17 protein-coding genes are annotated in these 18,369 nt (G+C 70.3%); 6 read left to right on the top strand and 11 right to left on the bottom strand.

Annotated elements, in window-relative coordinates; genetic code table 11:
• Positions 1-132: 132 nt before the first annotated feature.
• Positions 133-2,025 carry an ABC transporter ATP-binding protein gene (locus tag OG992_RS01730; RefSeq protein WP_238683909.1) on the top strand — a complete coding sequence of 631 codons (1,893 nt, stop codon included), beginning with the start codon at positions 133-135 and terminating at the stop codon, positions 2,023-2,025.
• A gap of 101 nt (positions 2,026-2,126) precedes the next feature.
• Here OG992_RS01730 and OG992_RS01725 read toward each other — a convergent pair whose 3' ends face one another.
• The 4 genes from OG992_RS01725 to OG992_RS01710 form a co-directional block, all read right to left on the bottom strand.
• A complete protein-coding gene (locus OG992_RS01725) occupies positions 2,127-2,663 on the bottom strand; it encodes a PepSY domain-containing protein (RefSeq protein ID WP_266302093.1) in 537 nt (178 codons plus the stop codon).
• A 106-nt stretch (positions 2,664-2,769) separates the two neighbouring features.
• Complete coding sequence (locus OG992_RS01720; protein WP_238683911.1) at positions 2,770-3,324, bottom strand: DUF5872 domain-containing protein; 555 nt, start codon at positions 3,322-3,324, stop codon at positions 2,770-2,772.
• Positions 3,325-3,352: 28 nt separating this feature from the next.
• A complete protein-coding gene (locus OG992_RS01715; RefSeq protein ID WP_238683912.1) occupies positions 3,353-4,648 on the bottom strand; it encodes a HAMP domain-containing sensor histidine kinase in 1,296 nt (431 codons plus the stop codon).
• Positions 4,645-5,340: a response regulator transcription factor gene (locus OG992_RS01710; RefSeq protein WP_091399570.1), complete on the bottom strand. Its 696-nt coding sequence runs from the start codon at positions 5,338-5,340 to the stop codon at positions 4,645-4,647. The genes OG992_RS01715 and OG992_RS01710 overlap by 4 nt, the downstream gene beginning before the upstream one ends.
• Before the next feature lie 102 nt (positions 5,341-5,442).
• On the opposite strand from OG992_RS01710, the gene OG992_RS01705 reads away from it, so the two are divergent.
• Positions 5,443-5,931, top strand: coding sequence for a septum formation initiator (locus tag OG992_RS01705; RefSeq protein WP_238683913.1), 489 nt, complete (start codon positions 5,443-5,445; stop codon positions 5,929-5,931).
• A gap of 28 nt (positions 5,932-5,959) precedes the next feature.
• Here the strand turns inward: OG992_RS01705 and OG992_RS01700 are convergent, their stop codons facing one another.
• Entirely contained in the window at positions 5,960-6,796 is an 837-nt protein-coding gene (locus OG992_RS01700; protein WP_238683914.1) for a MerR family transcriptional regulator, read from the bottom strand.
• A gap of 78 nt (positions 6,797-6,874) precedes the next feature.
• Here OG992_RS01700 and OG992_RS01695 point away from each other — a divergent pair, with 78 nt between their 5' ends.
• Together OG992_RS01695 and OG992_RS01690 are read left to right on the top strand one after the other, a co-directional pair.
• Complete coding sequence (locus OG992_RS01695) at positions 6,875-7,237, top strand: nuclear transport factor 2 family protein (protein WP_238683915.1); 363 nt, start codon at positions 6,875-6,877, stop codon at positions 7,235-7,237.
• A gap of 37 nt (positions 7,238-7,274) precedes the next feature.
• Positions 7,275-8,063, top strand: a complete 789-nt coding sequence (locus OG992_RS01690) for an SDR family oxidoreductase (RefSeq protein WP_238683916.1) — start codon at positions 7,275-7,277, stop codon at positions 8,061-8,063.
• 315 nt (positions 8,064-8,378) lie between these two features.
• On the opposite strand, the gene OG992_RS01680 is transcribed toward OG992_RS01690, so the two are convergent.
• On the bottom strand, positions 8,379-12,320 hold the full coding sequence (locus OG992_RS01680) for a ThuA domain-containing protein (RefSeq protein ID WP_266302092.1): 3,942 nt from the start codon (positions 12,318-12,320) through the stop codon (positions 8,379-8,381).
• 255 nt (positions 12,321-12,575) lie between these two features.
• Positions 12,576-13,184, bottom strand: coding sequence for a 30S ribosomal protein S4 (gene rpsD / locus OG992_RS01675; RefSeq protein ID WP_266302091.1), 609 nt, complete (start codon positions 13,182-13,184; stop codon positions 12,576-12,578).
• A gap of 41 nt (positions 13,185-13,225) precedes the next feature.
• Here rpsD and OG992_RS01670 point away from each other — a divergent pair, with 41 nt between their 5' ends.
• Positions 13,226-13,957, top strand: a complete 732-nt coding sequence (locus OG992_RS01670; RefSeq protein WP_266302090.1) for a DUF2470 domain-containing protein — start codon at positions 13,226-13,228, stop codon at positions 13,955-13,957.
• Between the two features lie 136 nt (positions 13,958-14,093).
• On the top strand, positions 14,094-14,384 hold the full coding sequence (locus OG992_RS01665; protein WP_112678265.1) for a DUF1540 domain-containing protein: 291 nt from the start codon (positions 14,094-14,096) through the stop codon (positions 14,382-14,384).
• A 63-nt stretch (positions 14,385-14,447) separates the two neighbouring features.
• Here OG992_RS01665 and OG992_RS01660 read toward each other — a convergent pair whose 3' ends face one another.
• Genes OG992_RS01660 through OG992_RS01645 form a run of 4 tightly spaced genes read right to left on the bottom strand, consistent with a single transcriptional unit; the run spans position 14,448 to position 18,367 of the window.
• Entirely contained in the window at positions 14,448-15,221 is a 774-nt protein-coding gene (locus OG992_RS01660; RefSeq protein ID WP_266302089.1) for an ABC transporter ATP-binding protein, read from the bottom strand.
• Positions 15,218-16,303, bottom strand: a complete 1,086-nt coding sequence (locus OG992_RS01655) for an iron chelate uptake ABC transporter family permease subunit (protein WP_266302088.1) — start codon at positions 16,301-16,303, stop codon at positions 15,218-15,220. Before OG992_RS01655 ends, OG992_RS01660 begins: the two co-directional genes overlap by 4 nt.
• Before the next feature lie 2 nt (positions 16,304-16,305).
• A complete protein-coding gene (locus OG992_RS01650; protein WP_238683921.1) occupies positions 16,306-17,313 on the bottom strand; it encodes an iron ABC transporter permease in 1,008 nt (335 codons plus the stop codon).
• 31 nt (positions 17,314-17,344) lie between these two features.
• Complete coding sequence (locus tag OG992_RS01645) at positions 17,345-18,367, bottom strand: ABC transporter substrate-binding protein (protein WP_266302087.1); 1,023 nt, start codon at positions 18,365-18,367, stop codon at positions 17,345-17,347.
• Positions 18,368-18,369: the final 2 nt, after the last annotated feature.

The raw sequence follows: 18,369 nt of genomic DNA, 5'->3' as shown, positions 1-18,369 counted from the left end.
GGTACCGGATGTCGACGGCACCGCTGCGGTCCCTGACTACGGCCAACGTGAACGACCCGCAGCCACAGCCTCGCGTGGCGACTTGACCTCAAGCTCGGGTGAGGTCCTAGCCTCCAATATCGGAGGTTACGCATGAGCATGGAAGTTACCGCGTGGATGTCCCTGCACCACGCGATGAACGCGCAGGATGAGCGGCCGCTGTCCCGCGCCACCTTGAAGCGGATCGCACAGTTCGCACGGCCACACCGCGCCTTGATCGTCAGGTTCCTGTTGTTGAGTGTGGTGACGGCGGTCCTCACGGTGGCGGCGCCCGTGCTCGCCGGTCGGGTGGTCGACGCGATCGTCGACGGCGCCGACAGCAGCGTGGTGATCCGGTTGGCCGTACTGATCGCCGTGATCGCCCTCGCCGAGGCCGGGCTGGGTCTGGTGACGCGATTTCTCTCCGCCAGCATCGGTGAGGGGTTGATCGTCCAACTGCGCACGGCTGTCTTCGACCACGTTCAGCGCATGCCGGTGGCGTTCTTCACGCGGACCCGAACGGGTGCACTCGTCAGCCGCCTGAACAACGACGTGATCGGCGCGCAGCGGGCCTTCAGCGACACCCTGTCGAGCGTGGTCGGCAACGCCGTCACGCTGATGCTGACGTTGGCCGTGATGCTGACCTTCTCGTGGCAGATCACGCTGCTGGCGCTTGTCCTGTTGCCCATTTTCGTTCTCCCGGCCCGTCGGATGGGTTCGAGGCTCGCTCAGTTGCAGCGTGAAGCGGCCGAGCACAACGCGGCCATGAGCACCCGGATGACCGAACGTTTCTCCGCACCCGGTGCCACGCTGGTCAAGCTGTACGGGCGGCCGGCCGAGGAGTCCGCCGAGTTCGCGGCGCGGGCCCGTCGGGTCCGGGACATCGGCGTCCGTGCCGCGATGCTCCAGTGGGTCTTCATCACCGCGCTCACCGTCGTCGGCTCGCTGGCACTGGCCCTGGTCTACGGGCTGGGTGGTCTCTTCGCCCTACGGGGCAGCCTCGACGCCGGGACGGTGGTCGCCCTCGCGCTGCTCCTGTCGCGGCTGTACGCACCGCTGACCTCACTGGCCAGTGCTCGGGTCGAGGTGATGAGCGCGCTGGTCAGCTTCGAGCGGGTGTTCGAGGTCCTCGACCTCAAGCCGCTGATCCTCGACAGGTCCGACGCCCGGCCACTTCCGGAGGGACCGGTCGCGGTCGAGTTCGACGGGGTCCGGTTCGGCTACCCCTCAGCGGACAAGGTGTCGCTCGCGTCCCTGGAGGACGTGGCGAAGCTCGATACGCGCGGCGGTGAGGAAGTGCTGCACGGGGTGTCGTTCCGCGCCGAGGCGGGGCAGATGGTGGCGCTCGTCGGCTCCTCCGGGGCGGGCAAGTCGACTATCGCGCAGCTCGTGCCTCGCCTCTACGACGTCGAGGACGGCGCGGTGAAGCTGGCCGACGTCGACGTACGTGAGCTGTCGGCCGAGTCGATCCGGACGGCGTTGGGCGTGGTGACCCAGGACGGGCACCTCTTCCACGAAAGCATCCGCGCCAACCTGGCGTTCGCCCAGCCGGACGCGACCGAGGACGAGATGTGGGATGTGCTCCGGCGGGCCCGACTCGACGACCTGATCCGGTCACTTCCCGACGGGCTGGACACCGTCGTCGGCGAGCGCGGATACCGCCTCTCCGGCGGGGAACGGCAACGGCTCACCATCGCACGCCTGCTGCTGGCTCGTCCGCGCGTGGTCATCCTCGACGAAGCCACAGCGCATCTCGACTCCACCTCGGAGGCGGCGGTTCAGGACGCCCTCGCCGAGGCGCTGACCGGCCGGACGAGCGTGGTCATCGCGCACCGGCTCTCCACCATCCGGGCGGCCGACCAGATCCTCGTCGTGGAGGCGGGACGCATCGTCGAACGCGGGCGTCACAGTGATCTGCTCGCGGCCGGTGGCCGCTACCACGAGTTGTACCGCACCCAGTTCGCCGAGGACCAGCCGACGGTGCAGGAGCAACGCGTCGCCATCTGACGCACGCGTGGTCGGGCTGCCCACGTGGGCAGCCCGACCACCGCGTCACAGCGAGCCGCCGCTCACCCCACCGAAGCACCCGGGATGAGCGGCGACCGTGGTCAGTCGTTGTCGTCGTCGTCGTCGTCCTTGTCGTCAACGTCGTCGGCGTCGTTGTCGTCAGCGTCGTCGGCGTCGTTGTCGTCGTCGTCGACCGGCTCCTGCTCGGCCTTGACCACCGAGCCGTTGTCCCGGTCGACGTCCACCTCGTGCTCGGTGTCGCCGGCCACGATCTCGACGCTCCACACCGGTCGGCCGTTCTCCTGCTCGGCCTCGACCTCGACGATCTGACCGCCGCCGGCCTTGGCGAGCGCGATCTCACCGGCGCGCTTCTCGTCGACCGCGCTGCCCGCGGGCGCGCTGCCGGTCGACGGCGTACCGGACGGGGTGCCGGTCGACGGCGTACCCGATGGGGTGCCGGCCGACGGCGTACCGGTGGCTGCCGGCGCGTCGGTGGCCGTCGGCGCGACGGTTGCCGCGGCGAGTGCCGTGCCGCCGGTCCGCGAGTCGTTCGCGGCGTTGACGCCGAGCGCGACCCCGGCCACCGCCAGCACCGCCGAACCGCCGACCGACGCCAGAAGCAGATTGGTGCGCTTCATCGTGGTGTCCACCTTTCCTCGGTTGTCGACTTCGAGGATCGGCCAGATCGGGATAGCACCGCGCTGTCCGGACGCTAAGGGCGGGTTAAGGCGGTCGGGGGCCGGGTCAGCCGCGCCGGTTGAGTTCCGCTTCCAGCCGCTGGACGAGCGTCTTGCGGTCCTTGCTGGCGCGCTCGTTGCGCAGCGCGGTCTTGAGCTGTCGCGTGTCGAGGCCACGGACCAGCTTGGCCGCCTCCGCGACCGACATCTCCGTCATCCGTCCGGCCGTGGTGGCGTCCCGACGCGCCCGTTTGGCCGGCCCGGTGTTGGCGACGTACTGCTTGCCGGATCGGGACGCTTCGCGCTTCTTCGTGTCGGTCGCGCGTTTCTGGTTCTCCGACATCTCCTCCCAGGCCTTCTGGGGCAGGTAGCGACTCGTCGTGGCGCCCTTGCGCGCACGGGTGTCGCCCTCCTTCGTCTGCCACTTCTCGTTGCCCCAGCGCTGGAGAGACTTCTGCCGCTCGTCCTTTTCGCCCAGGAATCCGCCGCCGCGCTTCTTGTACTCCTGAGTGACCAGCTGTGACTTGCGCGCCGACCACTGCCCCGGCCGGCCGCCCTTGTCGGAAGCCTTGATTTCTTCCTTGATCTGCTCTCTGAGCTCGGGTTTCGTATACCGCGCCATGACTGGCAGCTACCCGGCACCGCAGCGGCTATGCGTCCCGCGGCGACGTCGGAGGCCCGAGCCGGAGCAGCACCTGCGCGCCGCCTCGCGGGCCGGCCCGCAACTCCAGCCGGCCCCCGGCGGCCTGCGCGGCGCGCCGGGCGATGTCCAGGCCGAGGCCGGTGGACCCGGCCGCGCTGGCACCCCGCCGGATCGCCCCGGCGGGCATGCCCGGGCCCTCGTCGGCGACCGTGAGGACCACCTCGCCCGCCTCGCCCGCCGCACGGGCCAGCCGGACGGCGAACGGCGTCCCGTCGGGGGTGTGCGCGAAGACGTTGCCGAGCAGGGCGTCCACGGCCGCCGTCAGGTTGTCGGCGGCCACACCGACGGGCAGAGGGCCGGGCGTCAGGTCGAGGGTGACGGCCCGGCCGGTGTCCTCGGCCAGCACCGACCAGAACGCGACCCGGTCGGCGACGATCGCCGCCGCGTCCGAGGAGGCCGGTTGCGCCGGCGCGTGCCGCCACCGGGCCTGCCGGATCAGCCCCGTGACCGCCCGTTCGAGCCCGTCGGCGGCGGCGGTGATCCGGGCGGCGTCGTCCGGGTCACGCAGCGACTCCGCCTCCAGCCGCAATGCGGTCAGCGGCGTACGCAGCTGGTGGGACAGATCGGCGACCTGTTCGCGCTCCTGCACCAGGAGCACCTGGATGCGGGTGGCGAGATGGTTGAGCGCGCCGGCCACCTCGCGCAGCTCGCGCGGGCCGGCCGGCGTGACCCGGGCGTCCAGCTCGGCGTTGGCCAACCGGTGTGAGACTGCCGAGAGGTCGCTGATCGGCCGGACCAGGGTGCGCGCCAGCCGGTCGGCAACCAGGAGCCCGATCAGCACGAGGATCACGCCGAGCAGCGCCAGCACCAGCCAGGCCCGGGTGACTCCGGCGGTCAACTCGTGCTGCGGCACCGCTATCCGGATCACCCCGGTGCCGTCCGCCCGACCCTGCACGGCGATGACCACCTCCCGGCCGGCCGCCGACTCGCCGGTGAGGCTCTGTCCGCGGGCGGCGAGGGCCACAGCGGGCGTACGTGGTGTCTGGGCGCCGAGCACCGTGCCGTCGGGCAGGAAGACGCTCACCGGTCGACCGGAGTCGGCGGCGAGTTGCTCGACGGTGAGCCGGATGGTCGCCGCGTCGGCGGTGCCGACCACCGGCACCAGGCTCTGCGCGTCGGCGGTGGCCCGAACGGTGGCCCGGTCCTCGGCGACGGTGCGGACCAGCAGCGCCAACGGCACCAGGAACGCGATGAGGGTGAGGACGCTGACCGCGGCGACCAGCAGCGCGAGACGTGCCCTCACGGCTGCGCCGCCGGGGCTTCGAGACGCACCCCGACACCACGCACGGTGTGCAGGTAGCGAGGCTGTTGGGCGTTCTCCCCCAACTTGCGACGCAACCAGGACAGGTGCACGTCGACGGTCTTGTCGGCACCGCCGTACGGGATCTGCCACACCTCCGTGAGCAGCTCACGTTTGGTGACCACCTGGCCCGGTCGGCCGGCGAGGTGGTGCAGCAGATCGAACTCACGGGGCGTCAACTCGACCGCGACCCCGTCCAGGGTCACCTGCCGCGCCCGGGGGTCGACGCGCAGCCCGCCGACGACGAGCGCCGGGACCTGCCCGTCGGCGCCGGAGGGACCCCGCCGCAGCACCGCCCGGACGCGGGCGTCGAGCTGCGCCGCGGTGAACGGTTTGACCACGTAGTCGTCGGCGCCCGCGTCGAGCACCCGGACGATCTCGGTTTCGTCGTCACGCGCCGTGGCCACGATGACCGGCACCGAGCTGACCGCGCGCAGCATCCGCAGCAGCTCGCGGCCGTCCAGGTCGGGCAGGCCCAGGTCGAGCACGACGAGGTCGGGCCGGTCCTCCAGCGCGTCACGGAGCCCGGCCATCGCGGTCGAGGCCGCCGCCACCGCGTGGCCGCGTTCGCGCAGGGCCCGGATCAGCGGGGTACGGATCGTCAGGTCGTCCTCGATGAGCAACAGGCGGGCCACAGCTGGCAGGCTAACCGCTGCGACTGGCAGCGCCGCGCACGTTAACCACGCCTTAGCGAACGGATGTGCAAACGACAAGGACGGATCGGGGATAGTCAGGGGATGGGCCGTCGTTCGATCCTCGTCGCCACCGGTTGGGTGGCCACCGCCGCCATCGCCACCCTCATCGGCCTGGGCGCGATCCGGTTGGTGGGCGAGAGCCTCACCGGCACCCCGGGCGGGGTCCGCAGCGAGGCCGAAATCGAGCGGGCGCTCGCCGCACCGGAGCCGGCGCCCACCACGAGCACCGCCCCGGCCGCGCCGGGCACCACAGGCACCGCCTCGGCTACACCGGGCACGACGGGCCCCGCACCGAGCGCCAGCTCCGGGGCCCGCCGGGGGTTCGCCACCGACGGCGGCACGGCAGTCGCCGAGTGCGGCGTCGGCGGCGTACGCCTCGTCTCCTGGGCGCCCGCGCAGGGTTACCGGGTCCGCGACGTGGACCGGGGCCCGGACGACGACGTCGAGGTCACGTTCCAGGGGCCGACCCGGGAGTACGAGTTGAAGGTGCGCTGCATCGGCTCGGAGCCGGTGGCCGTCGCCGACGACTAGCCGGGACGTACACATGAGTGGTGTTCGCCTAACCACCGTGACGTTCTCGACCGTCGGTCCGCCCACCCACTCCGGTCACTCGGAACACCGGCCACCCGATCTCGGTGCGCCACGCGGCTGGATCGCTTGCGTCCCGAGGTCCGACGAGGTAGACCTCCCGCACGGGCCCCGCCACCGACATGGCGTTCTTCACGACCCAGGTACCGAGCTCGCCGTAGGTGACCTCGATGCCATCGTGCTCGCCAACATGGGTGGCCACTGCCAGTTCCGCGGCGGGTAGGGTCGCGGCGTGCACCCGCCCGGTATGAGGTGGAGCGGCCGTCGGCAGGTAGACCAACACGTGACCGCGGCCCTGCTCGAACAGGGAGTTGTCGTAGGTGCCACCCGGTGGACCGGTCACCGCGTCGCCAACTGCCACCTCCAACTCGGCCATTGCGCCCGCGAACCAGGCCTCGACCTCGCCCTCGTCGACCACGGCCGCCACCGCCGCGACCGTGCGGGCGGGCTCGGCACGAAGCTCAACCTTGATCGGCGCGGGGTCGGGCCGGAGCAGGCGGCGCAGCGACGCGACAGCGGCTCGGGTGCGGTCGAGTTCGGCCTCCAGGCGTTGGAGGTGGTCGGCGATCAGGGTCGCGCGGACACCGGGGTCCGGGGACCGCAGGATCCGCTGCACGTCGCCCAGGGGGACGTCGAGTTCGCGGAGCCGGTTGATCACCTGGGCGGTCGGGATCTGCTCGATGGTGTAGTAGCGGTAGCCGGAGGTCTCGTCCACTACTGCGGGTTCCAGCAGGTCGCTCTCGTGGTACCGACGCAGGGTCCGCACGCTCAGGTGGGTCAGGCGCGAGAACTCCCCGATCGTCAGCACCCTCGCAGTATGAAGGCTCCCCCAGGGGGAGAGTCCAGCGCTTGACCTTCCTGCACCGCGAGGCCACACGGTGGGCTCATGACACACCACAACGACCTCCGGTCCGATCCACTGCCAACCACCGTCCGCGGTTTCCTCGCCGCTCACGTCGTTCGCGACGCCGACACGGCTTCGTCGTTCTTCGCCGAGGACGCGGTCGCCGTCGATCAGGGCGAGTCCTTCCGCGGCCGAGAGCAGATTTACGCGTTCCTGCGGGACGCCGGCTCCGAGTTCGAGTACACGACCAAGCAGATCGGCGCTGCCCGCATCGACAGCAGTCACTGGGTGGTGACCCTGCGGCTCGAGGGAACCTTCCCAGGCGGCGTCGCCGAACTCGACTACCGGTTCACGATTCGTGAGGACCTCGTCACTGAACTCGTCATCGCCAACCACGGATCCTGACAAGACCCCCACCACGTCAATCTTCAGGGGAGAGCGAATGCCTACTTCAGATCGCGATCGTCTCGATGGACGCCGTGCGTTGGTCACGGGCGGATCGAAGGGCTCAGGCAAGGCCGTCGTCGAGAGACTGCGGGAGATGGGTGCCGACGTCTACGTGACGGCCCGGACGATGCCCGAGGGGTACGAGCACCCCGACCGGTTCATCGAGGCCGACACCTCGACGGTCGAGGGCGCGAAGGCGGTGGCCGACCGGATCGCCGAGACCGGCGGCGCACTGGACATCCTGGTACACGTCGTCGGAGGTGCCTCGACGCCGTCCGGTGGGTTCGCGGTCATCACCGACGAGCAGTGGATGATCGAGCTGAACTTGAACCTCCTCGGAGCGGTGCGGCTCGACCGAGCCCTCCTACCGGCGATGATCGAGTCCGGCTCGGCGGTCGTGCTGCACTTCACCTCGATCCAGCGTGAACTTCCTCAGTACGACGCGTCCCTGGCCTACGCGGCAGCGAAAGCCGCGTTGCGTACCTACAGCAAGGGGCTCGCCAACGAGCTCGCCCCGCGCGGCGTCCGCGTCAACGCGATCAGCCCCGGCGGCATCGAGACGGAGGCCTACGAGAGGTTCGTGGACCGAATCGCCGAGGGCAACGGGATCAGCCGCGAACAAGCCAAGCAGAGCATTTACGACTCCCTCGGAGGCGTACCCCTGGGACGGTTTGCCAACACCGAGGAGATCGCCGACCTGGTCGGGTTCCTGGTCTCGGACCGCGCCTCGGCCATCGTGGGCGCCGAGTACGTGATCGATGGCGGAACAGTCCCTACCGTCTGAGCCCGCAAACGGTTTCGAGCAGGCACGTGCGAGTCCTGTGAACAGGCTTAACCTGACCGGTCTGGCACCGACCTCGGATGGCGCAGCCCTCGCGCAACGGCGCCGCAGCACCGTGACACCGGGTGCGTCCGGGTCAGCGCCTCGCGCCTGGAGGGGCCGGTGCTCGATGATCCACGCTTCCACGTCTTCCACCAACCACACCGCTCCCCGGGCCAGCCAATCGAACGGCTCGGGTAGGTCTGACCGACTGGTGATCTGCACGACGAGTCCGCCCCCACCGCCGAATCGACAGTGGGGGCGGACTCGGGTGGTGGTTCAGCTCGCGTACGCCTCCAGTTCCCAGAGTGAGTGGCCGTATCCGGTGCCCCGGGCCGTGCCGTTGATCCGCAGGTAGCGACCGTTGGCGCCGAGGGCGGTGTGCTCGTCCACGCCGCCGTCGGCCCCGGTCACCGTCTTCACTGTGGTCCAGGTGGTGCCGTCATTCGAGGTCTGGATCTGGTACGCGCTGCTGTACGCCGCCTCCCAGCTCAGCTTGACCCGGCCGATCGCCGTGGCGCTGCCGAGGTCCACCCGGATCCACTGCGGGTCGGAGAACGTGCTCGACCAGCGGGTGGTGAGGCTGCCGTCGACCGCCTGGGCGCCGGACACGTCGGCCCCCTCGTTGCTGGACGTTGACGTGGGCTTGTTCAGCAGCAGGTTGCCGCCTGTCGGGGTTCCGGTGCCGCCGTACACCTCGAACTCGAACAGCGAGTAGCCCCAGGCGGTCCCCCGGGCCGTGCCGAGAAGCCGGACGTACCGGCCGGACCCGCTGAGCCCGGTCAGGTCGTCCACGCCGCCGTCACCACCGGTCACCGTACGGATGGTGGTGAAGGTGACGCCGTCCGGTGAGGTCTGGATCTGGTATCCGCTGCCGTACGCCGCCTCCCAGGTCAGCTTGACGCGGTTGATGGCGGACGTGGCACCGAGATCCACGTCGATCCACTGTGGGTCACCGAAGGCGCTGCCCCATCGGGTACCCGCCACGCCGTCGAAAGCGTTGGCCGCCGTGAACGCGCCCTCGAAGCTGGACGCGCGCGCCGGCTTGCCCCGGGCCAGGTTGGCACCCGGCTCGGGATCCGGGTCCGGGTCCGGGTCAGGTCCGGGACCGCCGGGGGTGGTGGACAGGGTGAACTCGTCGATGTCGAAGTACGGGCCGGTGCCCTTGAAGACCAGGAACAGGGTCCGGGTGCCGGTCGGGGCGGTGACCCCACCGGTGACAGTGGCGAAATTGGCGTACCCGCCGGTGGACACGACGGTGGCCGAACCGACCAACGGCCCGGTCGGCGAGTCGACCCGCAGCTCCAACGTGCCGCCGCCACCGGCCGGGGCGCCGACCCGGGCACTGAACGACTGGACGCCGGTCAGGTTGTAGGGGCGGAACGAGATCCAGTCGTTGTTGTCGATGTAGCCGACCGCCGCGCCGCCGTGCCCGGCTGCCCCGGCGACGATCTGGACGCCGGACGAGTCACCGAAGTGCTCGGCCTGACGTACCCGTGGTTGCAGCACCGCCTGGGTGTGCGTGGTCAGCGCCGGTTGGCCACCACCGCCCAGGTCGGTGTACTCGGCGTCGATGATGCCGAAGATGTTCGCCGCCGTGTCGTGCTCGCCGTCCGCCGAGGTCTGGATGACCCCGGTGCAGCCCTGCACGCTGCCGAGCTGGTGGCCGTGCGAGTCGTGGCCGAGCACGTAGTTCACCTTTACCCGGGCGCAGTTGATAGCACCGTCCTGGGCGTCGGTGACGGTGACGGAGAACGGCACGGCGTCGCCGAAGGTGAAGGTCTGCCCGTTCAACGGGGTGTTCACGGTGACCACCGGGGCGCTGTTGCCGACGGTGACGACCACGCTCGCGGTGGCCGTCTTGCCGGTGGTGTCCCGGACCGTCAGCGTCGGGCTGCGGGTTCCGTTTGTGGTGTACGTGAAGCTCGGGTTCGCCGCTGTCGAGTCGGTGGTGCCGTTGTTGTCGAAGTCCCAGGCGTAGGTGAACGGGTCGCCGTCCGGGTCGAGGGTGCCGGCCGAGGAGAAGGCGACTGTCAGTGGCGCGCTGCCACTGGTCGGGGTGGCGGACACCCTCGCGATGGGTGCTCTGCCCTCGCGGGCGTACTCGATGCGGTAGAGCGCCGAGTTGGCGTCGCCGTTGAACCAGCCGGTGCCGTAGTCGAGCACGTAGAGCGCGCCGTCGGGGCCGAACTCCATGTCCATGACCTGGGTGCCGGTCCACGGGAACGGGTTGATCTTCAGCGGTTGGCCGGACGCGTCGAGCTTGATGTTCTTGATCCAGCGGCGACCGAACTCACCGGCGAAGTAGGTCCCGTCGTAGTACTCGGGGAACGCCACTGGCGAGGTGTTGTTCGGGTCGTACCGGTAGACCGGCCCGCCCATCGGCGACAGGCCACCGCCGGTGAACTCCGGCGGCGAGCCGGAGCCGCCGTACGGCAACCAGGCCGAGATGGCCGGTGGCAGCTGGGTGATGCCGGTGTTGTTCGGTGAGTTGTTCACCGGCCCGCCGGCGCAGTTGAACTTCGCCCCGGAGGGCCCGGACGGGAAGGTGTAGTCGTTGTAGGCGTCGTTGCGGGCGGTGCAGTACGGCCAGCCGTAGAAGCCGGGCCGGTCGATCCGGGCGAACTCGACGTTGCCCGCCGGCCCCCGGTTCGGGTCGGCGGTGCCCGCGTCGGGACCGTAGTCACCGAGGTAGACGATGCCGGTGGCCTTGTCCACGCTCATCCGGAACGGGTTGCGGAAGCCCATCGCGTAGACCTCCGGGCGGGTCCGCGCGGTGCCCGGGGCGAACATGTTGCCGGCCGGGATGGTGTAGCCGCCGGCCGCGCTCGGCTTGATCCGGAGGACCTTGCCGCGCAGGTCGTTGCTGTTCGCCGAGGTGCGCTGCGCGTCGAAGGCCGGGTTGCGTCCGGCCCGCTCGTCGATCGGGGTGAAGCCGGCCGAGTCGAACGGGTTGGTGTCGTCACCGGTGGACAGGTAGAGGTTGCCGGCCGCGTCGAAGTCCATGTCACCGCCGACGTGGCAGCACATGCCCCGGCTGGTCGGCACGTTGAGGATCAACGTCTCGCTGGCCAGGTTGATGGTGTTGTCCGCGTTGACGGTGAACCGGGCCAGCCGGTTGACGCCCTCCCAGACGGCGAATTGGGCCGGCGTGCCCTCGGCGGGCGCACCACCGCCGGGAGTGCTCAGTGGCGGCGCGAAGTACGCGTACACCCAGCGGTTGGTGGCGAAGTTCGGGTCGGCCTTGATGCCCTGCAGACCCTCCTCGTCGCCGGTGTAGACCGGCAGGGTGGCGGCGATCTTGGTGTTGCCGGCGGCGTCGGTGTGCCGGATCACGCCGTTGCGGGAGGTGTGCAGCACGCCCCGGTCCGGCAGGACGGTGAGGCTCATCGGCTCACCGGTCTCGGCCGCGCCCTTGGCCAGCTCCACCTGCTGGAAGCTGCTGGTGACGGTGGGGCCGCAGTCGGCGTCGACAGCGCCGGCGGCCGTCCGGATGCCGCCGAGCAGGTGCTGACGGAAGTTCGCCTCGGTGTACGACGCGTCGGTGTGCCCCAGGCCGGTGTACCAGGCTCGGCCGCCGGAGTAGTTCTGGCACCAGGAGATCGGGTGGTCGGCGCCCATGCTCCCCCCGGTGTAGGTGCTCTCGTCCAGGGTGGCCAGTACGTGCGCGTTGCCGCGGGGGTTGGTGCGGTAGTTGTACAACTCGTCGAACCGGGTCCACCGCTGCGGCAGCGTCGCGGTGGACGGGTGCACCTGGTCGGCGACCTTCACTGTGACGTTCTGCTCGGCCGGGTGCGAGGCGAAGTACGCCCCGACCAGTCCCCCGTACCACTGCCAGTCGTACTCGGTGTCGGAGGCGGAGTGCACGCCCACGTACCCACCGCCGCCGCTGATGTAGCGCTCGAACGCGGCCTGTTGGGCGGCGTTGAGCACGTCGCCGGTGGTGGAGAGCCAGATCACCGCGGCGAACCGGTCCAGGTTGGCGTCGGTGAACTGGGCGGCGTCCTCGGTGGCCTCGACGGTGAAGCCGTTGGCCGCACCGAGCTGCTGGATCGCGGCGATGCCCGGGGTGATGGATCCGTGCCGGAACCCGGCGGTCTTGCTGAAGACCAGCACGGTGAACGGTGCGGCGCTGGCCGTGGGTGGCGAGGCGACGATGCCGCCCGCCACGAGGATCGCGCTCAGCGCGAGGCCGAGCCACGATCTCAGGGATCTGCGCACAGTGGGGTCCTTTCGCGGTGCGAGGGACGGCGTGCGCCGATCACGCCTGGCGGTGGTGGGACGAGATATGTGAATGCATCGTTGCGTCCGGATCACGGGCGCGTCAAGCACTTCCCCACCATCCGTGAGAGCGTTATCTCCGCAGGTCAGGGGCGACCGTGCGAAGTGAGATCGAATAACGGTTTTCGGGCCGCGATCCATCCGCGGAGGGCCCCGGTGCAGGTGCCCGCACTCGGGACCCTTCCCAACCCCCGGTCAGCGTGAGTAGTACTCGACGATGAGCTGCTCGTCGCAGACCACCGGGACCTCCGAGCGGAGCGGAAGCCGGGTCAGCCGAGCGGTCAGGCTGGACAGGCTCACCTCGAGGTAGGGGGCGAGACGTTCCGGGGCGTGCGCCCCGGCCGCCGCGACGACGAACGGAGCCTTGCCCCGACTGCGTTGCGCCACCTCGATGACATCACCAGGTTGCAGCCGCGCGGACGGCCGGTCCAGGCGACGGCCGTTAACAGTGACGTGCTGATGGGTGACGACCTGGCGGGCCTGGTAGATGGTGCGGGCGAGACCGGCTCGCAGCACCAGCGCGTCCAGCCGACTCTCCAGCTCGACGATCAGCTCCTCACCGGTCTTGCCGGGCCGGCGCACGGCCCGGTCGAAGGCGCGCCGGAGTTGGCCCTCGTGCAGGTCGTACTGCGCCTTGAGCCGTTGCTTCTCCAACAGCCGGACCTTGTAGTCGCTGGTGGTGCGTCGGGCCCGGCCGTGCTGCCCCGGCGGGAACGGGCGGCGTTCGAAGTAGCGCACGCACTTCGGGGTCAGCGCGAGGCCCAGGGCACGGGAACGCTTGACCTTGGGACGGGACTGATTCATGCTTCGCCTCTCAAGTAAGGTAAGCCTAACCTTATTAGGAGATGATCGCCTTGAGCAAGCCCTCGACCACCACGGCGGACTCCACTGACGACGCGGGTGTCCGAATCCGATCGATGCTCGTCGCCGCCGACTCCCTCACCCTGCACATCCCGGGCGTCGAGGCGTACGTCGTCGGACGACACCTCGTGATGAGCGACGGGCGGCTGCGGATCGACCTACCAGTCGGCTGCCACCTGGCCGAACACCTCACGCACCAGCGGGAGACCGTCGCGATGGTCGAGGTGACCGACCTGGCGCCCACCCCGGTCCGCGACCGGGTGCGCGGGCGCGCCACGCTCACCGGTTGGTTGGCGACCGAGGCCGACACGACCGGGAGCGATCAGGAGCTGGTGACGGTCCTCGACCTCGCCACCGCCGAGCTGACCGTCGACGGTCGCACCGCGTGCGTCGACCCGGACGAGTTCGCGACCGCCCAACCCGACCCGCTGGCCGCCGTCGAGGCGGATCTGTTGTGCCACCTCGACCACCACCACCCGCACACCGTCGAAGGGCTGAGCCGCCTGATCCCCGCCCGCCACCTTCAGGGCGTCCGGCAGGTCCGGCCGGTACGCCTGGACCGCCACGGTGTCGTACTCCGGTTGGAGCTGGGCACTGGTGATCGGAACGTCCGGCTGAACTTCCGGGCACCACTGCGGCATCCGGTCGAACTCGGGGCGCGGATCGAGGAACTGCTTCGGCACCCGCGCGGCTGCCGCGCCCGGCACGCGCGCTGACGATCGCCGCCCTCGTCGGCGGTTAGGCAAGGCTGGCCTATGCAAAACATCCCGAAAAGAGGCGGCTGATAGGGAGTTGTCCCGTCGAGGCCGGGTATCACGGTGACCCGGCACCACCGACGGAAGCGAGATCGCCATGACCGACATGCTGGAGATGCCGCGGGTACACGAGTGCACTGTCACCGACTGCGGCTACAACCACGACGGCTGCCACGCGTTCGCCATCACCATCGGGCAGCAGAACGCCAGCTGCGCCACGTTCATCGACACCTCGGCGAAGGGCGGGCTGGACCGCGTCATAGCGCAGGTCGGCGCCTGCAAGCGGGACGACTGCCAGCACAATGCCGAGCTGGAGTGCCACGCACCGTCCATCCGGGTGGGTCCGGGTCAGGACATCGCGGACTGTCAGACGTACGAGCCGCGCTGATCCCGGCGCGACGCGATCGAGGGACGGCCGCCACGGCCGTCCCTCATCCGCGTTCGAGGCCGGCTACGCGGGGACGACCATCGGCGTGCCAGCGATCGGGTCGGGTACGACGAGGCAGCTGAGACCGAAGACCTGCTCGACGAGGTCGCCGGTGACCACGTCGACCGGCGCTCCCTCCGCGACGATCGCACCGCCGGACATCGCGATGAGGTGGTCGCAGTAACGGCAGGCGAGGTTGAGATCGTGCATGACGATGACGATGGTCTTGCCGGACTCCGCGTTCAGTTTGCGCAGCAGCCGCAGCAGCTCGACCTGGTGGTTGATGTCCAGGTAGGTGGTGGGTTCGTCGAGCAGCAGCAGGTCGGTGTCCTGTGCCAGGGCCATGGCGACCCAGACCCGCTGGCGTTGGCCACCTGACAACTCCCGGATCGGACGGTCGATCAGGTCCGCGGTGCCGGTGGCGTCGAGAGCCCGGGCGACGGCGTCGTGGTCGTCGTTGCTCCACCGTCGAAACCACCCCTGATGGGGGTAGCGGCCACGGGCCACCAGGTCGGCGACGGTGATGCCGTCGGGCGCGACGGGAGTCTGCGGGAGCAGCCCGAGCACCTTTGCCACGTCGACGTTACGCAGGTCGGCGAGGGGTTTGTCGTCGAGGAAGACGGCGCCGTCGCGCGGTGCCAGCAGTCGGGCCAGGCCACGGAGCAGGGTGGACTTGCCGCAGGCGTTGGCACCGACGATCGCGGTGACCTTGCCGTCGAGCACTGCGACGTCGAGGCGGTCGACGATGGTCCGGTCGTCGTAGCCGAGGGTGAGACCCTCGGCGCGTAGTCGGGTCATCCACCCGCTCCTTGTCGGTTGGTGGTGGCCAGCAGCCACAGCAGGTAGGGCGCGCCGACCGCACCCGTCACCACGCCGGTGGGCAACGGTGTCGGCAGCACGTGCACGGCGACGAGGTCGGCGGTGAGCAGCAGCGCGGCACCGACCAGGGCGGCGGGCAGGACCCCCTGGGCCGCCGGGCCGAGGAGCCGGTTGGCGATCGGCCCGGCCACCAGGGCGACGAAGGCGATCGGGCCCGCCACCGACACCGCCAGGGCCACCAGCACCACGGCGGTGCCGAGCAGCCCGGCCCGGCTGAGCTCGGCCCGGACACCCAGCATCCGGGCGGCGTCGTCACCGAGTGCGAGGGCGCTCAGTGGCCGTTGCAGCAACGTGGCGACCGGCAGCAGGACGATCAGGGCGCCGGTGAGCACCCACAGCTCCGTGGTGCTGGCCTGCCCGACCGACCCGATCAGCCAGTGCATGGCCTGGCGGGCCTCGAAAAGCTGCGCCCGGCTGAGCACGTAGCCGACCAGGCCCTCGAAGAAGAGCGCCACCCCGATGCCGATGAGGATGAAGCGGTAGCCGCTGACGCCGTCGCGCCAGGCCAGCAGGTACATCGCCAGTGCGGCGGCGACCGCGCCACCGAGAGCGAGACCGCTGACGACGAGCCCGCCGGCCTGGAGGAGCACGATCCCGGTGACGGCCGCCAGCCCTGCCCCCGAGGTGATCCCCACGAAGTCCGGGGACGCGAGGGGGTTGCGCAGCAACTGTTGGAAGATCGTGCCGGACGCGCCGAGGGCGAGCCCGACAGTCAGGGCTGCGGCCGCGGTCGGCAGCCGCAGGCCACGGACGACGAAGTCGACGCTGGGATTGTCGGACAGGTGCAGGACCGAGGCGATCACCTCGGCGGCGCCGATGCGGAAGCTGCCCACCATCATGGTGAGCACGAAGAGGGCGGTGACCGTCACGGTCAGGGCACAGGTCACCACGATGGACCGGCCGGCTCGACGCCTCCGGTTGGCGCGCAGCGCCGCTGCCGTGCCGGACGGGGCGGAGCGGCGGTCGGTCGTTGTCGTTGTCGTTGTCGTTGTCGTCACCATGCTCAGACCTCCGACAGTCGGCCGTAGCGCACGATCGCGATGAACGCGGGCGCGCCGATCAGCCCGAGGATCACGCCGACCTGAACCTCGTCGGGGGCGGCGGCCATCCGGCCGAGCACATCGGCGAGGAGCAGGACGATGGGCGCCAGCAGCATCGAGTACGGCAGGATCCAGCGGTAGTCGGGGCCGCAGATGAACCGCGCCAGGTGCGGTACGACGAGCCCGACGAAGACGATCGGTCCGCAGGCCGCGGTGGCGGCCCCGGCGAGCATCGCGACCACGGCGAAGGCGGCCACGCGGGTACGGGTCACGTTCTGGCCGAGGCCACGCGCGACGTCCTCGCCGAGCGCGAGGCCGTTGATGGCCCGCCCGAAGCCCAACGACGCGGCCAGGCCGATCAGCAGGAACGGCGCGACCCCGGCCAGGATCGGGGTGTACCGACCGGCGAGCGACCCCACCTGCCAGAACCGCAGCTCGTTGAGGGCGTCCACGTTCGTCATCACGACCCCGCTGGTCACCGACGCCAGGCCGGCGGTGACCGCCGCGCCCGCCAGAGCCAGCTTCACCGGGGTGGCACCCTCCCGGCCGAGCGAGGCGACCGCGTACACCAGGGCCAACGCCGCGATCGCGCCGGCGAACGCGAACCAGACGTAGACACCGACGCCGCGCACCCCGAGCACGGTGATGGCCAGGACCACGAACGCGGCGGCCCCGGAGTTGATGCCCAGGATCCCCGCGTCCGCCAGCGGGTTGCGGGTGACGCCCTGCAGGATCGCCCCGGCCACCCCGAGCGCGGCGCCGACAAGGATGCCGAGCAGAGTGCGGGGTACGCGCATCTCCAGCGTGACGGTGCTGCTGATCGGTCCGTCGCTGTCGAGGCTGAACAGGGCGTGCAGCACCTCGGTGAGCCCGATCGACCGCGAGCCCATTGTCACGCTCAGGAAGCCGACGAGGGCGAGGACCGCACAGAGGACGGCGAGCCCCGGCCCGAGGGCAGAGGCTCGCCGCACGCCTCCCGTCGAGGTGCGCGTCCCGATCTGGTTAGTTGCCGACATTCGGATCAGCGGCCTTGACCGCCTGGGTCAGCTTGTCCAGCTCGGTGGCGAAGTCCCCGTAGGTGTGCAGCCAGAACGCCGGCCAGGAGACGGTGGCACCGACCTTGGCAGCCTTGATCTTGGACCAGGTCGGCTGCTTCGTGCTCCACTCGGCGTTGGCGGTGGGCGTGAAGGATCGGCCGTCCCACAGGATCAGGTCCGGCTGGTACTTGTCGGCGTTCTCCCAGCTGAGGTTCTCCCAGTACGGGAAGGCCGGGTCCGGGCTGGCCGGGTTGATCACCTTCAGGCCCCAGGTCTGCAGGTCCAGCAGCTCGGGCGCGTACTCGGGGTTCGCGACGTAGACCTTCTCCGTCGAGGGCGACATCGCCGCGACCGTCAGGTCCGGCTTGGCCGAGGTGGCCGCCTTGAACGCGGTCACCGCGTCCTCGAAGCGCTTCTTGTTCGCCGCGATCTGTGGGCTGGCCACGTCGGCGCCGAGGCTCTCGGCGAGGTCCTCGTACCCCTCGGCCAGCGCGACGATGGACTTGCCCTGCGTGACACCGACGACGGGGGCCAGTTCGGCGAGCTTCTTGCTCTTCTCGTCGACGCCCTCCTCCATGCCGCTGTGCGCCTTCTCGGCCGGCCACCAGTCGCCGACGATCAGGTCGGGCCGCAGGGCGGCTGCCTTCTCCACGTCGATCTTGCCCCACTCCTCGCCGAGGATCTGGATCCCGGTGAGGTCGAGGTTCTTCAGATTGGGGTCGGTCTTGACCGACTCGTCGGCGTAGACGCCGACCGGCTTGATGCCGAAGGACATGAGCGCCGCGGCCTCGCCGGCGTGCGCGATGATCCGCGTCGGTGTCTTGTCCGCCTTGACGACCTTGCCCGAGCCGTCGTTGAAAGACCAGGGGCCGGAGGCGGTGGCAGCGGCGGCGGTGTCACCGGTGCCCGTGTCGTTGCCACAACCGGTGAGCCCGCCGAGCACGGCGCTCAGCGCCGCGACGGCCAGGACCGGACGCCATGAGTGCATGG

Origin of the sequence: Micromonospora sp. NBC_00362 (assembly GCF_026342155.1) — a bacterium.
Classification (GTDB): domain Bacteria; phylum Actinomycetota; class Actinomycetes; order Mycobacteriales; family Micromonosporaceae; genus Micromonospora; species Micromonospora hortensis.
Note: the sequence above shows the minus strand (reverse complement) of the source record. Positions and strands in the feature narration are given on the sequence as shown.

What these genes read in the sequence shown, in the direction of transcription:
- rpsD (WP_266302091.1), bottom strand. Translation starts at nt 13,184, where the DNA reads ATGAATCAGTCCCGTCCCAAGGTCAAGCGTTCCCGTGCCCTGGGCCTC.
- OG992_RS01695 (WP_238683915.1), top strand. Translation starts at nt 6,875, where the DNA reads ATGACACACCACAACGACCTCCGGTCCGATCCACTGCCAACCACCGTC.
- OG992_RS01720 (WP_238683911.1), bottom strand. Translation starts at nt 3,324, where the DNA reads ATGGCGCGGTATACGAAACCCGAGCTCAGAGAGCAGATCAAGGAAGAA.
- OG992_RS01705 (WP_238683913.1), top strand. Translation starts at nt 5,443, where the DNA reads ATGGGCCGTCGTTCGATCCTCGTCGCCACCGGTTGGGTGGCCACCGCC.
- OG992_RS01655 (WP_266302088.1), bottom strand. Translation starts at nt 16,303, where the DNA reads ATGGTGACGACAACGACAACGACAACGACAACGACCGACCGCCGCTCC.
- OG992_RS01660 (WP_266302089.1), bottom strand. Translation starts at nt 15,221, where the DNA reads ATGACCCGACTACGCGCCGAGGGTCTCACCCTCGGCTACGACGACCGG.
- OG992_RS01730 (WP_238683909.1), top strand. Translation starts at nt 133, where the DNA reads ATGAGCATGGAAGTTACCGCGTGGATGTCCCTGCACCACGCGATGAAC.
- OG992_RS01665 (WP_112678265.1), top strand. Translation starts at nt 14,094, where the DNA reads ATGACCGACATGCTGGAGATGCCGCGGGTACACGAGTGCACTGTCACC.
- OG992_RS01690 (WP_238683916.1), top strand. Translation starts at nt 7,275, where the DNA reads ATGCCTACTTCAGATCGCGATCGTCTCGATGGACGCCGTGCGTTGGTC.
- OG992_RS01725 (WP_266302093.1), bottom strand. Translation starts at nt 2,663, where the DNA reads ATGAAGCGCACCAATCTGCTTCTGGCGTCGGTCGGCGGTTCGGCGGTG.
- OG992_RS01645 (WP_266302087.1), bottom strand. Translation starts at nt 18,367, where the DNA reads ATGCACTCATGGCGTCCGGTCCTGGCCGTCGCGGCGCTGAGCGCCGTG.
- OG992_RS01670 (WP_266302090.1), top strand. Translation starts at nt 13,226, where the DNA reads ATGATCGCCTTGAGCAAGCCCTCGACCACCACGGCGGACTCCACTGAC.